The sequence below is a fragment of the Sphingomonas sp. LR55 genome (assembly GCF_036856015.1).
Lineage (GTDB): Bacteria > Pseudomonadota > Alphaproteobacteria > Sphingomonadales > Sphingomonadaceae > Sphingomonas.
This window is the reverse complement of sequence record NZ_JASPFO010000001.1, coordinates 483,016-497,451: the sequence shown is the minus strand read 5'-3', so window position 1 is coordinate 497,451 and position 14,436 is coordinate 483,016. Positions and strand designations below refer to the sequence as shown.

The 14,436-nt window shown below is 63.1% G+C and carries 18 protein-coding genes and 2 pseudogenes; 6 read left to right on the top strand and 14 right to left on the bottom strand.

Translation table 11 applies throughout. From position 1 onward, the window contains the following. Positions 1-197: 197 nt before the first annotated feature. Complete coding sequence (locus tag QP181_RS02435) at positions 198-383, bottom strand: hypothetical protein (protein WP_333927453.1); 186 nt, start codon at positions 381-383, stop codon at positions 198-200. After that, positions 383-523 (bottom strand): hypothetical protein, encoded by a 141-nt coding sequence (locus QP181_RS02430; protein ID WP_333927452.1) that lies wholly within the window; start codon positions 521-523, stop codon positions 383-385. The genes QP181_RS02435 and QP181_RS02430 overlap by 1 nt, the downstream gene beginning before the upstream one ends. 379 nt (positions 524-902) lie before the next feature. Here QP181_RS02430 and QP181_RS02425 point away from each other — a divergent pair, with 379 nt between their 5' ends. Then, a complete protein-coding gene (locus QP181_RS02425; protein WP_333927451.1) occupies positions 903-1,274 on the top strand; it encodes a hypothetical protein in 372 nt (123 codons plus the stop codon). A gap of 166 nt (positions 1,275-1,440) precedes the next feature. Here QP181_RS02425 and QP181_RS02420 read toward each other — a convergent pair whose 3' ends face one another. Continuing rightward, on the bottom strand, positions 1,441-1,683 hold the full coding sequence (locus QP181_RS02420) for a hypothetical protein (protein ID WP_333927450.1): 243 nt from the start codon (positions 1,681-1,683) through the stop codon (positions 1,441-1,443). Between the two features lie 54 nt (positions 1,684-1,737). Here QP181_RS02420 and QP181_RS02415 point away from each other — a divergent pair, with 54 nt between their 5' ends. Continuing rightward, positions 1,738-2,175, top strand: coding sequence for an HIRAN domain-containing protein (locus QP181_RS02415; RefSeq protein WP_333927449.1), 438 nt, complete (start codon positions 1,738-1,740; stop codon positions 2,173-2,175). Between the two features lie 13 nt (positions 2,176-2,188). On the opposite strand, the gene QP181_RS02410 is transcribed toward QP181_RS02415, so the two are convergent. Continuing rightward, positions 2,189-2,407, bottom strand: a complete 219-nt coding sequence (locus QP181_RS02410; RefSeq protein ID WP_333927448.1) for a hypothetical protein — start codon at positions 2,405-2,407, stop codon at positions 2,189-2,191. Positions 2,408-2,543: 136 nt separating this feature from the next. Here QP181_RS02410 and QP181_RS02405 point away from each other — a divergent pair, with 136 nt between their 5' ends. Continuing rightward, complete coding sequence (locus QP181_RS02405) at positions 2,544-2,708, top strand: hypothetical protein (RefSeq protein WP_333927447.1); 165 nt, start codon at positions 2,544-2,546, stop codon at positions 2,706-2,708. An 857-nt stretch (positions 2,709-3,565) separates the two neighbouring features. Beyond that, a complete protein-coding gene (locus QP181_RS02400) occupies positions 3,566-3,784 on the top strand; it encodes a hypothetical protein (RefSeq protein WP_333927445.1) in 219 nt (72 codons plus the stop codon). Positions 3,785-3,859: 75 nt separating this feature from the next. Here QP181_RS02400 and QP181_RS02395 read toward each other — a convergent pair whose 3' ends face one another. From QP181_RS02395 to QP181_RS02385, 3 genes are all read right to left on the bottom strand, one after another. Continuing rightward, positions 3,860-4,333: a hypothetical protein gene (locus QP181_RS02395; protein WP_333927444.1), complete on the bottom strand. Its 474-nt coding sequence runs from the start codon at positions 4,331-4,333 to the stop codon at positions 3,860-3,862. A gap of 115 nt (positions 4,334-4,448) precedes the next feature. Then, the gene (locus QP181_RS02390) at positions 4,449-5,009 is read right to left on the bottom strand and encodes a hypothetical protein (RefSeq protein ID WP_333927443.1); all 561 of its coding nucleotides are present in this window, start codon (positions 5,007-5,009) and stop codon (positions 4,449-4,451) included. Between the two features lie 72 nt (positions 5,010-5,081). Next, on the bottom strand, positions 5,082-5,519 hold the full coding sequence (locus QP181_RS02385) for a hypothetical protein (protein ID WP_333927442.1): 438 nt from the start codon (positions 5,517-5,519) through the stop codon (positions 5,082-5,084). A 416-nt stretch (positions 5,520-5,935) separates the two neighbouring features. Between QP181_RS02385 and QP181_RS02380 the strand changes: the two genes are divergently transcribed. After that, the gene (locus QP181_RS02380; RefSeq protein ID WP_132897901.1) at positions 5,936-6,184 is read left to right on the top strand and encodes a hypothetical protein; all 249 of its coding nucleotides are present in this window, start codon (positions 5,936-5,938) and stop codon (positions 6,182-6,184) included. A 100-nt stretch (positions 6,185-6,284) separates the two neighbouring features. On the opposite strand, the gene QP181_RS19870 is transcribed toward QP181_RS02380, so the two are convergent. The 5 genes and pseudogenes from QP181_RS19870 to QP181_RS02360 form a co-directional block, all read right to left on the bottom strand. Next, positions 6,285-6,929: a CoA transferase gene (locus QP181_RS19870; RefSeq protein WP_443027506.1), complete on the bottom strand. Its 645-nt coding sequence runs from the start codon at positions 6,927-6,929 to the stop codon at positions 6,285-6,287. Beyond that, positions 6,847-7,355: pseudogene (locus tag QP181_RS19865) on the bottom strand (CoA transferase). Before QP181_RS19865 ends, QP181_RS19870 begins: the two are co-directional and overlap by 83 nt. Positions 7,356-7,538: 183 nt before the next feature. After that, complete coding sequence (locus QP181_RS02370) at positions 7,539-9,317, bottom strand: DUF885 domain-containing protein (RefSeq protein WP_333927441.1); 1,779 nt, start codon at positions 9,315-9,317, stop codon at positions 7,539-7,541. A 16-nt stretch (positions 9,318-9,333) separates the two neighbouring features. Continuing rightward, positions 9,334-11,439, bottom strand: coding sequence for a prolyl oligopeptidase family serine peptidase (locus tag QP181_RS02365; RefSeq protein WP_333927440.1), 2,106 nt, complete (start codon positions 11,437-11,439; stop codon positions 9,334-9,336). Positions 11,440-11,590: 151 nt separating this feature from the next. Then, positions 11,591-11,731, bottom strand: a complete 141-nt coding sequence (locus QP181_RS02360; RefSeq protein WP_333927439.1) for a hypothetical protein — start codon at positions 11,729-11,731, stop codon at positions 11,591-11,593. On the opposite strand from QP181_RS02360, the pseudogene QP181_RS02355 reads away from it, so the two are divergent. Further along, positions 11,729-12,721 (top strand): annotated as a pseudogene (locus tag QP181_RS02355) (alpha-hydroxy-acid oxidizing protein); the annotation flags it as partial. The gene QP181_RS02360 and the pseudogene QP181_RS02355 overlap by 3 nt on opposite strands. 25 nt (positions 12,722-12,746) lie before the next feature. On the opposite strand, the gene QP181_RS02350 reads toward QP181_RS02355, so the two are convergent. Continuing rightward, the gene (locus QP181_RS02350; protein WP_333927438.1) at positions 12,747-13,163 is read right to left on the bottom strand and encodes a YybH family protein; all 417 of its coding nucleotides are present in this window, start codon (positions 13,161-13,163) and stop codon (positions 12,747-12,749) included. Continuing rightward, positions 13,163-14,224: an EAL domain-containing protein gene (locus tag QP181_RS02345; protein WP_333927437.1), complete on the bottom strand. Its 1,062-nt coding sequence runs from the start codon at positions 14,222-14,224 to the stop codon at positions 13,163-13,165. Before QP181_RS02345 ends, QP181_RS02350 begins: the two co-directional genes overlap by 1 nt. Between the last annotated feature and the right edge of the window lie 212 nt (positions 14,225-14,436).

The following is a 14,436-nucleotide window of genomic DNA, read 5'->3' as shown; positions in this document are numbered from 1 at the left end:
ATAGGCAGGTCGAGTATAGGTATGCCAGCGCGAGACGTACGCCGTGCTGCGGGGGCTTTAGGGAGCCTTCGGATTGAAGCGTCCTGATCGCATCGTCCAGCACCACCAGGGCTATGAACGTCGTTCGGTTAGGCTTCGACACGGCAACACAGCTCCGACTCGTCAGATCGACGTCATACCGTGTTCCCACTATGTTCTCAATGAACGCCTGTCGCGCGAGCCCCTGTGATCTGGTCAACGGCATAGGCGATGCGCCGCCACTCCTCGGCTGCGGGGCGATCGCTCAGGACGTCTGCCAGTTGCCCGAGGATGTAGTCGACGGTGAGTGCACCATGCTCCGCGAGTATGGCACCCGCCTTCAACATGATCTCGCGGTCGTTCATCATATGTCGAGGTTACGCCGCTCGATCTCGGCGAGCAGCGCGTTGGCGACCATGTCGTTCCCCCGCCCCGTCGTCTGCTGATATGCTCGCAGCAGTTCGGCGTCTGCCATCTCGCACGGCTTCGGTGTGGGCTGATCCATCCCGAGAGCCTAGGCGAGCTCGGTCGATTTTTGCAAATGATCGCATGCTGAATGAGCCACCATAATCAAGGAGGCGTTCTAGGATCCCTCCCGACCCTTTGCCCGTACCCTGGGTGGTGCTTCGTCAGCCGCTTCGAGAACAGCGATAGCCTGCTCGACGAAGCTCTCCCACATCTGACGCCCTTCGTACTTCGTATTTTCGGGCAAGCCTTGAAACTTGCATAGGGCGCGCGCGACTCGTTCGACCCGTGTCATAGCTTTTCACCCCGCCCGGAAGCTAACCTACATCAGGCGATCAGGGCAAACCCTGGCGACCGGAATACGAGCGGCTTCCGTTTCACACCGTCAGTTCATAGATCGGGCAGTGAAGGGAACGAGCATGGCAGCGATCACTGAAGCGGCATTACGGGGTGAATGGTTCTACCTCGTGGAGGAGCAGCCCTTAGATCGAGCCAGCGACAACTTTTACATACTCCGCGACGGCGAGGTAATGCAGTCCGGCGATCAGCAGGTGATTGGCGTTTACAGCATTCGCGATGGCGGCTCGGTGATCACCCTGCATCGCACAGTCCCGTTCACGACATCGATCGAGCTCAGAATCACCGATGACGCGTTCGATGAAACGACAGCGGTGCTAGCGGCTGACGCAACCCACACATTGCCCGATGGCGCTGACCCGCTTTACATGTACGGGTCCTTTGTTCGGCGGTTTGCGGACCACCCGAGTACGGCTGACGTGCGCAGTCGCTGACCCTAAATGGCTACGGCCTGCGCATCTCGACCGCGATTGATCACGACGTTTCTCCCGCGGACAAAAAAAGGGCCGCCAAAGCGACCCGGGAAGTTCGTAGGAGAGGATGCCTGAAAGGCGCCACCCTGATATGGTGATGCGCGGCTAATGGCGAATGCAAATTTGGTTAATCTGGAATGCGTTTTTCGCAACTGGCGCTTTTGTCTGTTAGGCGGGCTTGCCGGTTCCACCGCCCCATCAGGGCTTTAACAAGCCCCCCGTTATGAAAATACTCGTGATGCCATCGAGACGATTTTTGCTGCGCAATCCCGTCCAATCGCTTGCCGACGAAAAGCAACCACGAACTTGCGCCAACCAGGGCGACCAGCATGCAAACGCATAAAATCAAATCGAAGGTGCTGAACGGCATGGGGTTTCGAGCCTATGACTTTCCCAATCCTGTGCAACCACATAGTGGATGAGCATGGACGAACTCACCACCTCCATAGTCGGCATCGACTTTCCGAACGAGGACGCGAGCAAGAGCAACAGGCGGATGGAGTGCATGATGTGCGCCCCGGGTGACCTGGTGGAACTGCGCCTCGAGCCGAAGAACCCGTTCGACGAGAATGCGGTCGCCGTCTGGAGCGATCGCGGCACGCAGCTGGGCTACGTCAGCGCAGAGCGTGCGCCCCTGATCGGCAAGCGGATGAAGGAAGACGACGCGACCGCGGTTTTCCAGGCGATGCACGGTAGCGGGGCCTATATCCGGATCCGGTTCGGAGGCGGGTTACCTACCCTGCCCGACCCTGTCCCTGATGTTCCGAAGCCCCAGCCGCCCCAGCCACCGCGACCGATTCTGATTGTGACCGCGACCGGTGTACGATCCCCACGCGTTCTATCCAGACGACGAGGGGCCTGAGTTTGGCGCCTAGTCAGACCCAATCGACTGGGTGATTATCCTGGCCTATCTTCTCCTGACCGATAGCACGGCGCTGCTGAAGCCTAGCTGACCCGCATGCGGCGAGCAGTTGGTCAGATAGGGTTGATGCCGCCTCGACGTTGAGCGTCGCAACAATGCCCGGCGCCTCCATCAACACCTTTCCCTCAGTAGCCGTGATCTCGAACGCGTCTGGTCGCAAGGTTTCAGCCATTGGTTTTCTCCGATACCTAGGCAACGCTCGTCGAACAGGATCGCCCGGCCTACTGCTTTGGCTCAGTACGATTTCGCGCACGGCATCACCGTTTCATCAATGAGCCGTCAATGTTGAAGCTCATAACGGGCCCGGCATGACGAAAACGCCCGACCAAATGCGCCAGCAGGCACAGGAATACCGCAGCCTTCACAATCACATGTCTGGCGCCGTATTAACCGACGCTATCGAGCAGGTCGCTTTGGCCCTCGAACGCGCTGCCAGTGAACTTGAAGCCGAGCTAGCTCGCACGCGTGGCTAGTTTACGTTCTATCCTGATCAGGAAGGGCCGGAGTTCGGAGCGTGACCAGCTAGACTTGGCGCCCTTACCAGACGCGCCCGCGAACTTGGAGCCGCGTTTAGCTTTGTGGCGCCTTCCGATGTCACCAATTCGTTAGGCGCATCGAACGGGCAAACTTCTATCGGCAAACCTAGGAACGATTTCAGGTTCGTTGGCCTGTACCCAAGGACCCGCTCTGTATCCGCAGCGAGCTGCTCGATTGATCCTACGCGAAGTCGCCAGCTGATGACGTACTCGCCGTGTTGTGTCGCACGCACGAAAGCCTCGCGCATGGTATCTCGTATCCCCATAGAAATCGTAATAATTCGCGGCGATAGCGACTGCAATATCGAGATCGAGGTTAGGTTGCTCGATCGTGAACGGCACGATACCGGCCCTCGCCTTGGCTTAATACGATTGCTGTTTTTGCAAACTGGCTGACACTGCCTCACCACCGATCGTTGTAACCTGATGAGGAAACGGCCGCAGTTCAGCGCCTAGGGAAGAGGTATCCTCATCTCGTCGGTGAGATCAAAGTGCGCTGCGCAACCTTCTCGAAAGCCCGCCATCCATTCTGTGAAGGCGATCGACCCCTTAAAATAACGACAGTCTCGCGACCCTCCGCCTGCTCGTCCAACGTCCTCTCCCTGGATAAAATATATCGATGCGCGCAATTGGGTGCGTGGATCATTGAGAGGTGGCATATCGAAGCATATCGCCGCCCCAGCCTCGATGCATAGGCTTGGGCCTGGCTCGATGCTTACAATTCCGGCCATATTAACCTTGGTTAGCCACAAATCGGGTCATCATCTCTGTCCCGTTAAATCTCAACGCGGTAGATGGCCCAAATGCTATTCCCGCCTGATTTTAATCTCATCGACCTCGAGGCTGCTCGGCGACATCACATCATGCTGGCGACATTAGCGGTAACCGTGCCGGTGATGGAATTTCATATGAACCTCGCCCAATTTTACGAAGAGCGAGTGATCGCGCTCTCGCAGGCTGCGGGGCGGCCAGCGCATCACGGTGAACCGAGTTTGAAGCTCGTCGTCGGCTGAAAGGGCAAAGCCGTCGACTCGATTTGCCGATTTCCCCGGGTTCTATCCTGATGAGGAAGGGCCGGAATGGGGTGCTTAGCCCCGAGGTCCAGCAGAAAACGCTTTCACCTCGGCCGGGGTCGCCGGTCGGCTTCTAGTTTCAAGCTCAGGCAAAGTGAGTTTAGGGGCTTTGGTCTGCGTTCTTGGGATTTCACTGCTCACCCGTCGGGGACTGGCAAGAAGCCGGTCTTTTCCCGCGTCAGAAGCAACTGCTGGAGATGGTGTCGACCCTTCGGCCGCATTCGCCTCCAGCACAGCTATCCGCTGGTTTAGAAGATCAAGGTCTAGTTTCTCTGGGGTATTCTCTAACTCGCCGACTTTCCGCTCCAGTTCGTCGATTCGTTTATTCGCTGCAGCTAGGCGCACTCCGTATTCGATCTGCTTAACGTCCTGAGCGACAGGGTCTTCAGCGGTAGCGCTGTTCGCTGCTTGAGGCGCAGGCTTCCCATCGCAGGCCCCTAGCGAAAGACCGAATGCCAACGTCAGCAGAACTATCAATTTGGTGCGCATAGGCGCGGCTTACGTCGAATTGCTGGGGCTGTCAGCGGTAGATCGACACTTACCCACCGTTCTACCCTGATAAGGAACAGCGAAGGAATCTCGTCTCAGCAAAGTGTACGCCGCGCTATCGTATGCTCGACCCCGTAGGCAGGATAGAAATCACTGCTTGAGGCTCTACTGTTTGACCATCTCCACGGCGCCTCCCTGCCCACGCGGCTGCGGCGTTCGCAATGTCGCGGCATAAGGTTGCCACGCTTAATTGTAGAACATTTTCTATAAGGTTGCAGTGAAAATGGCAATCTTCTGTGAATATGAAGCGTTCTAGCGCCTGGCGTGCGCGCTGCGCCGTTATATCAGCTTGGCCTTCGTGTAGAAGCGCGCACCGTAGTGCGTACACGTCATTGCCGGTCAGAAAAATACGGGGTTTTCCGTCCCAGCCGTTAAAAGTGTACTTGCCCACAGCATTCTCGTTCCACCATCGGGAATAACGAACTGCGCTTCCCACATCCGGCGTTTCTACTCGCGCACAAATGTCGGGTACCGCAAGTGCCAACGCGAGAGCTGCGTAAAGTGCGTTCGAATCCACGGCGGCATGTACACCCGCAATCACTTCTTCCATTTCCGCACCCGCCCCACCAAACCAAACAATTAGCCTGGCGGCGTAACATGCAGCGCTGACGGTCATCAGTCTATCTCCCATCGCGCCCGGCCGCTCACCGACTTGACTTCGCCGACTTGGGATAGAGGGTGTCGATGATCATGCGGCGAGCATTTCGTCGGCGCATCGGAACACGTCGCTGGGGCTCCGGATCCTCCGAGTGGGCGTGGGGCCGTTCTCGTCCCAGTCGCAGAAGTGGTCGCGGACCATGCCATCGAGCACGGACCAGGCGGCGTCCTCGTCCCATTCGGGCTCGTAATAGCCGGACATCCCGCCGACCATCGCAGTCCCCTTCAGCGGATGCGACGGCGGGCGCATGACGACACGGTACCCAGCGCGGGTATCAAAGACGATCTCGTCCCCATGTCCGCGATAGGTCGCATGGCAACGCGATCGATCCCAGCATGTCCGGTCTCTGATCCGCAGCCCATGATAGTTGTCGTGCTTCTCCGACAGGAACTGCTGCCGGCGATCGCCGAGCGGGGCGAGGTACGGCGCGGCTCGCGCGGATAGCTTCTTCAGGATGCGGAGGTTCATGCTGCCCACCCCTGCGCACGCGGGGGTATCCCCGGGGGTATAATGCCCGCCGACGAACGCGGCATAAGGGCGTCAGTTCGATAGGTGCCGGGCCCACCAACCGCTCCGCATTTCGCGCCGCATATAATTTGCGCCGAGCCGCTGCCCCCCTGATCCATCGACAACCCTGATCCATCGCAAACCCCGGTTCGCTAAAAACCTTGCGGCGGTTCTCGTGGCTTTAAATTCTCGAATAACAACAGCTTGCCCGCCATATCTAGCCGGGAGCAGCTTGCGGTGAACTGTGGCGGACATACTACCCACCACAACTTTATAAATATTAGTGTCCCGGTCTTTAACGTTTGTGAACATTCGACCCTGCATGTAGGTTTTTGGTGGCTACGGCGGTGTTCGCCGTGCTCTCGGGAGACTTTGTAATGTTTATCAAATCCTTCGCCATGGCGACTGCTGGCCTCGCCCTCGTTGCCGCACCTGTCGCTGCAAGTGCTGCTCCGGCTGCCAGCCTGTCGGTCAGCAAGGCTGCTCGCTCGGGTTCGCAGACCGCAGACAAGAGCAAGGTCGGCGGCGATGGCGGCATCATCATCATCGCGCTCGCCGCGATCGCAGTTGGCGGTGGTCTGTATCTCGCCATCGACGGCGATAGCGACAACTCGGACAGCAACTAATCTACTGGGCCGGTGTGCAAGCACCGGCCCGCATTCTGTCTCGTGCCAGCTATCCGGTAACCGGCTGAACCCGATCGCACCGAACCGCCGACCTTGAGCCTCAGGCGACGACCCCGTCGGTCTTCAACGCCGCGATAACTGCGGTCGTATAGCCGATCTCCGCCAGCACGTTCTCCGTATCGGTCTGTTCGCCCGCCATTTGCGGGGTGGTGGTCGGTGTTGCCGAGTAACGCGGCGCAGGCGCTGGCTGGATCACACCACCCGCCTCGACGAACGTCCCCCGCACAGCATTGTGCGGATGCGCGGGCGCCTCGGCCAGCGACAGTACCGGCGCGAAACACGCATCGGTGTGTTCGAGGATCGCGCACCAATCATCGCGAGTCCGGGTCGCGAACACCGCCGCCAGCTTTTCTTTCAGCGCAGGCCAGCCGCGCGGATCCATCTGGCGATCGAACGCGGGATCTGCCGTCAGCCCCGCCTTCTCGCGCAGCACGGCGTAGAATTGCGGCTCGATCGCACCGATCGACACGTATTTGCCGTCTGCGCAGGCATAGGTGTCGTAGAAATGCGCGCCGCTATCGAGCAGGTTCACGCCGCGCTCGTCGCGCCACAAGCCCTGCCCGCGAAAACTCCAGATCATGCTCATCAGTAGCGCGGCACCATCAGTCATCGCGCAGTCGATCACCTGCCCCTGCCCGGTCGTCCGCGCGTGGAGCAGCGCGCTGACCATGCCGAATGCGAGCATCATCGCCCCCGCCGAAATCGCCGACCATGTTGATCGGCGGCGTCGGCTTCTCGCCTACCCGCCCGAACGCGTGCAGTGCCCCGGCCAGCGCGATGTAATTAATGTCGTGGCCCGCAGCCTGCGCGTACGGCCCGTCCTGCCCCCAGCCAGTCATCCGGCCATAGACGAGCCGCGGGTTGCTCCCAAGCAGCACGTCCGGCCCGAGCCCCAATCGTTCGGTCACGCCAGGCCGGAACCCCTCGACGAAGCCATCCGCCGATGCGACCAGATCGCGGACGACACCGATCCCCGCGGCGGACTTGAGATCGACCGCAATCGTTTTCCGCGATCGCAGGAGGATGTCCTTGGCCGGATCGCCGCCCGGCCCGCCCCTTTCGCGTCCGGGCGCTCGATCCGGATCACTTCCGCCCCGTGATCGGCGAGCATCATGCAGGCGAACGGCGCGGGGCCGATTCCGGCTAGCTCGACGATCCGGATCCCGGCGAGTGGGCCACTCATCGCCGCAGCCCCGTACCGCGCAGACCATCTCCCGTCGCCATGATACCTCTCCGATGGCTTCTTATCGGAGCAGGGTCACAGCATTCGCAGACCCGGTCAAGCGACCGACACTTAGCCGATCGGCAGGTCGAGCAGCAGCTCGCGGACATAGCGGACCGGCGGCGAACCATGCGCGAGCAGCGCATCGTTGTAGCGCTTCAGGTTGAACGCCGCGCCCTCACGCTTCCTGACCTCGTCCCGCAGCGCCATATGCTCCGAATAGCCGGTGAAATAGCTCAGCAGCTGCGTCGAGCCGAGCGACGCGCGGACCCATTTACCTGCCGCCTCGCGCTCCTGCTGGAACGCGGTATGCGTCATCAGCTGCATCGCCTGCTCGCGCGTCATGCCCTCAGTGTGGATGCCGATGTCGAGCAGCGAGTTCGAAATCGACCGCAACCGCATCTTGAGCACGGTCAGCTTGAACAACGGATCGCCGTTCAGATAGCCCTCGTCCGCCATCATCCCCTCGGCATACACCGCCCAGCCCTCGACGAACGGTCCCGAGCCGAGCACCGCGCGCAGCGTCGATTGCGTGGCATTGGCGTGCGCGAGCTGGAGGAAATGCCCCGGCATCGCCTCGTGCACCGCCAGGTCGTGGATCATATAGTCGTTATATTCGCTCAGGAACGACGTCGCCTGCGCCTCGGTCCAATCGTCGGGGATCGGCGACACCGCGAAGAACGTGCCGAGATTCTTCTCCAGCGGGCCCGGTGAATCGCAATAGGCGACCGCGACGCCCTGCTGGAACTTGGGCATCGTGATGATCTTCACCGGACCGTCGGGCATCCCGACCAGCCCCTTGTCGCGGACGAAGGCAGTCGCCTGCGCCAGCGCCTTGGTCGAGGCGTCGATCATGCCGTCGCGTGCAGGCCGCTTGGCGTAGGTGAGTTCGAGCGCGAGCTGGATCCCCGCCTGTTGCTGCGCATCGGAGGGCTTTTCGGGGAGCAGGAGCGCGTCCTTCTTGGCACCGAAGATCTGCCGCGCGATCGCGTACATCTGCGCGCGAGTATCGACGATCGCGGCCTGCGCACGACGCTTGATCTCGGTACGGGTCAGATCCGACTGAAGCGCAAAGCGGAGCTTCTTGTCGTAGAGCGCCGCACCAAGGCGGAAGTCGCCCTTCGCACCGGGGACGAGCGTCTTGTCGAGCCAGACCTGATGCTCGGCGACCGCCGCCTTGAGTTTCACGAGCGCGGCGTCGAAACGTTTGGCGTCCGCTGCCGACAACTCGCTCTTATGCGGCGCGAGCATGCTCTCGGCGATATCGACGATACCGCTGTTCTGCTTCGCCACCGTCGTCGCATAGATCGAGGGCACCCGCGCAACCACGATGTTCGCGCGCGCCTGCGCCAGCAGTGCGGGAAGCGCCTCCATCCGTGCCGTCGCTGCGTTCAGGCGCTGCGGCCATGGCGCGAAATCGCGCGCGGCGAGCGAGTAGAGCGAACTGCCGGCAATGTCGTTATAGACCTGCGGATCCCACGCCCAGCCGCCGAGCGTCTCGGTGTCCCAGATGTCGTAGCGCAGCGCATTGTCGAGCAACGCCGCATCGACCTGCTCCTCGCGCGACAGGGCTTTCCGGTCGATCCGCTGGAGGTCGGCGAGCATCGCCTTCGAGAACGCCTCGCGCTTGGCGCGCCCCGCAGCCGACATGTCGGTGATCTGCGCATCGAACCGGTGATCGCCGAGCGACGTCGCCGACGACGGATTGAGCCGGGCGAGGCCATCGACATAGCGCTTCGACAGCGACGCGAACGCAGGGTTCTCGGTTTGCGCGGCCAGCACGGGCGCAGGGATCGACAAAACGGGGAGCGCCAGGATCGCGGCGCCGAGTAGCAGACGGAAATTACGCATCATGAATTCCTGATGATCAGCGCTGCGGCGCGGTGACGAGTTGCGAGTTGAGATAGACGGTAACGAGCGCCGCACGCTTGGCGTCCTCGATCTTGTCGGCGCCCGCCGCATGGCCGCCCTCGGGGTTCTCGTAATAAAAGAACGGATCGCCATACGCCTCCAAGCGCGCCGCGAATTTCCGCGCGTGGCCTGGGTGGACGCGGTCATCCTCGGTCGAGGTGTAGATGAACGGCAGCGGGTATTTCACCCCGCGCGTGAGGTTCTGATACGGCGAGTATTTCGAGATGAACGCCCAGTCCGCCGGCTTGTCCGGGTCGCCATATTCACCCATCCACGACGCCCCCGCCGACAGATGCGAGTATTTCTGCATGTCGAGAAGCGGTGATCCCATCACGATCGCGCCATACAGGTCCGGCCGCTGCTCCATCGCGACGCCGACCAGCAGACCGCCGTTCGACCGCCCCGACACCGCGATCTTCCGTTTCGCGCTGACACCGGTGCGAACCAGATCGTCGCCGACCGCGTGGAGATCGTCATACGCCTTTTGCCGGTTCTCGCGCAGCGTCGCCTGATGCCAGCGCGGCCCGTATTCGCCGCCGCCACGGATGTTGGCGAGCACGAACGCGTTGCCCTCCTCGACCCAGAACAGCCCCGCCGGGCCCGACCGGTACGGCTGGTCGACCAGATAGGTCGGCGTCTGCGCATTGCGGAACCCGCCATAGGCATGGACGAGCGCAGGCACCGAGCCGGTCGTGCCCTTCTTGCGGACGAGGAAATACGGGATCTTCGTCCCGTCCTTCGAGGTTGCGAACCGCTGTTCGACCTGCATCGTCGAGGCATCGAACCGGGCGGGCAGCGTGTCGACCGCGACCGGCTTGGCGGCGGGGCGGATGGCGTAGAGCGCGGGCGGGCTGAGGAAACTCTCGACCATCGCGAACGCGAGATCGTCTTTCCCCGCGGTCGCATCGAGATGGATCGTCGAGGATGCAGGCAGTGCCGCGACCGATTGCGTCCAGCTGCCGTCCGCATCGCGCGCGAGCGACACCAGCCGCCCGGAAACGTCGTCGAGCATCTTCACCCACAGCACCGACTTGCTCGAATCGACCTGCTCCACCGCCTGCGTCGCGGTCGGCACCAGCACCCGCTCGATCGTCGGCGCACGGCCAGCCAGCACGTCGGCGATGCTGTAGGCGACGATCGCCCCCGCCGGCACCCCGCGCCAGTCGGAGGCGAGCGTCGCGATTAGCCGGCCGTCGAGCACAGTGTTGATCACCGCATCGTCGGGCAGCGGCGATGCCACGAGCCGTCCGTCGCTGGCGACATGGCTCCGCTTCGAATGGAAGAAATCGGTGTCGCGGACGACCAGCGGATAGCGCTGCTCGCCATCCGGAAACACGCTGACGTTGATCCCTACGTCGTCCTGCGTCGCACTGGCGATCTCGGTCGCGGCGGTCAGTGGCGTACCGCGGCGCCACAGCTTGGCGGTGCGCGGATAGCCCGACTTGGTCAGGCTGCCGGCGCCAAAGTCGGTTGCGACATACAGCGCGTCCGGCCCGGCCCAGCTCAGCCGCGTCTTGAAGATCGGCACGACGAAGCCGTCGGTCACGAACTTGCCCGAAGGAATATCGAACTCGCGCTCGACCACTGCATCGCCGCCGCCGTCCGACAGCGCGACCATGCAACGGTCATAAGACGGCGAACGACACGTCACGCCCTTCCACACCCAGCTCTTGCCCTCCGCCTTGCCCAGCGCATCGACGTCGATCAGCGTCCGCCAGACCGGCTTGCCGCCGGTGAACGACGCCAGCGACGCGACCCGCCACAGGCCCCGCACGTTGGTCTTGTCCTGCCACAGGTTGAGCACCTGGTCGCCGAGCACGTCGTCGGGCGTCGCGATCTGGCGGTCGGCCTGCAACAGGTCGAGCGCGCGCTGGCGGTAGCGCGCAAAGCCCGGCTTCGCCTCCAGCGCAGCGAGCGACCGCGTGTTCCACTGCTTCACCGTCTCCAATGCACGCGCGCCGTGAATATCCTCGAGATACATGTTCGGATCGACGGCTGGCGTCTGGGCGATCACGCTCGTCGACAATGCGAGAAGAGCGAGAAGAGGCAGGCGGAGGGACATCGTCGGACTTTCTGTAATCGGTCGCGCATCCTTAGGCACAAGGAATGACTTCGTCACCGGTAGCGCCGTATAAGGTCCGCAAAACATAGGAGAGGATTATGGCCGTGGCCCCGAAGACTGCGCCGCATTTCGGCGATTACCAGAACGCGATTTACTTCGCCGGGCTGAACGGCGTGGTGCCGAGCGTGCCGGTCGATTTCGCGACGCTGGAGGCACGCGCGTCCGCGGCCTTGCCCCCGCGACGCTTGCCTATCTCCAGGGCGGCTGCGGCGACGAGCATACCCAGCGTCACAATGCCGATGCCTTCGCACATTGGGGAATGACGCCGCGGATGATGGTCGACTGCACCCGCCGCGATCTGTCGATCGAGTTGTTCGGGATGACGCTGCCGACGCCGCTGTTCATGGCCCCGGTCGGGATCAACGGGATCTGCACGCAGGATGGCCATGGCGATCTCGCGGCGGCGCAGGCGGCGGCGATCACCGGCGTACCCTTGTGCCAGTCGACGCTTTCCAACGATCCGCTCGAGGACGTCGCCGCGCGGTTCGGCGATACGCCAGGGTTCTTCCAGCTCTACACGCCGAAGAACGACGCGCTGACCGAAAGCCTCGTCCGCCGCGCCGAAGCTGCCGGATACAAGGCGATCGTCGTCACACTCGACACATGGGTGACCGGCTGGCGCCCGCGCGACCTCAACACCGCGAACTTCCCGCAGCTCCGCGGCCAAGTGCTCGCCAATTACTTCAGCGACCCGGTATTCCGCGCGATGCTCGACCGCCCGCCCGAGGAAGACGGCGCGGCAGCGGTGCGGCAATGGGCAGGCGTGTTCGGCAAGGTACTGACCTGGGCCGACATGCCCTGGCTGCGCTCGCTGACCAAGTTGCCATTGGTCTTGAAAGGCATCTGCCACCCCGACGATGCGCGCCGCGCGATCGATGCGGGCGCCGACGCGATCTATTGCTCGAACCATGGCGGGCGGCAGGCGAATGGCGGGATCGCGGCGATCGACATGCTGCCTGAAATCGTAGCGGCGTCGGGCGCGACGCCGGTGCTGTTCGATTCCGGCGTGCGATCGGGCACCGACATGGTGAAGGCGCTCGCGCTCGGTGCCACTGCGGTCGGGGTGGGCCGTCCCTATGCTTACGGCCTCGCGCTGGGCGGCGCGACGGGCGCGGCGCATGTGTTGAAATGCCTGCTCGCGGAGGCGGACCTGCTGATGGCAGTCAACGGCTACCCGACGATCGCCGACGTCCGCGCCGCCGGTGCCACCCGCCAGCACTGACCGATCCTCCCCGCCAAGCGGGGGATCAGCTACTGTGATCGGCGATGATCTGCCACGCTGTACCACGCCGCGCGAAGACCAACGTCGTCATGCCGCTTTCGGTCGTCGATGGCCCGGTCAGCGTCCAGCGCGCGAACAGCATCGCATGACGCGGATCGATTCCGCGCATCTCCAGGAATGCGAACGACAGCGTGCCGCGCGCATTGCCGACGCCGCGAAAACTCGGCCGGTATTTATCGGCGATCGCCGGCTTGCCGCGCAGCAATCCCTTCGGCGTCACGAACACCGCATCATCGGCATACACCGCCATGAACCGCGCGAGATCACCCGCATTCCACCCCGCCGCGCTTGCCTCCATCGCTTGGCGGATCGCGGTCTCGGCGGGCACCGGCGCCGCCGACGTGGCAGCGATCAGCGCGAAGGGAACGATCAAGGCCTGCATCATTCCCTCGCCATCAGTTCGAGCAACCCCGCCTCGCCGACCGGTTCGGACAGCAGGAACCCCTGATACAGGCTGCACCCTCCCGCGGCGAGCAATTCGAGTTGCGACGGCGTCTCCACCCCCTCGGCCACCACTGCGAGGCCGAGCGAGCGCGCCATCGTGATCGCGCCCGCCACCACCACGCGGTCACGCGCGCTGCCGTCGATATCGCGCACCAGCGATTTGTCGATCTTCACGTAATCGAGTGGCAGCGACTTGAGATAGGCGAGGCTAGAATAGCCCGTCCCGAAATCGTCGATCGCAACGCGACACCCCGCCCCGCGCAGCTCCGCGAGCAACGCCGACGCCGCCGCCAGATCCTCGATCAGCCCGGTCTCGGTGATCTCGACGGTCAGCCGCCCCCGCGGAAACCCGCTCTCGTCGATCCGCGCGAGGAACAGCGCCGCGAACCCCGGCCGCGTGATATCCGCCGCAGTCAGGTTGAGCGACACCCGCAGCGTCCCCAGCGCCTCCGGCCACGCCACGGCACGCGCGAGCACCAGCCGCTGGATATGATCCGACAGCGCGATCCCCAGATCCGCGCGATCGGCGGCATCGAACAGTGTATCCGCCCCAAGCGGCCCCAAGGTCCGGTGGTTCCACCGTGCCAATGCCTCGACCCCGGTGATCCTGCCGCTCGCAATCTCGACCTGCGGCTGCCAGCGCAGATCAATCTCGTCGCGCTCGATCGCGTGGTGCAGGTCGATCGCGAGCGCATCGATCGGCGCGACGCCATCGGGCAGCGCGACGTGCAGCACCGACCCGTCGCTCACCTTCGCCTCCGCCAGCGCCTCGCTCGCCCGCCGCAGCAGTGCCGCCGCATCGTCGCCCGGCTGGCGCTGTGCCACGCCGAACCGGCAGCCGAGCACCGCACGCGTATCCGCCACCCGGAACGGCCGTGCGAGCGCCGCATCGAGCGCGGTGATCGCCGCGGTCACCGCAGCCCCCGACGCCTCGATCGCCAGCGCGAATTCGGACCCGCCTAGCCGCGCGACGATCGAGATCGACGCCGATCGCGGCATGCGCGATCGTCTCGGTCCGTCGCACCGCCGCCTCGATCAGCGCATCGACCGCGGGCCGGCCATGCGCGGCATTGACGATATCGAGCCGCGACAACGACACCAGCACCACCGCGACGGGCAGGTCGGCGGCGATCCGCCCGACGATCCAACGACGGACGTCACCGGTCTCGCGGTCGTACAGCGACACGCCGGGGATCCTGCGCCGATCGATC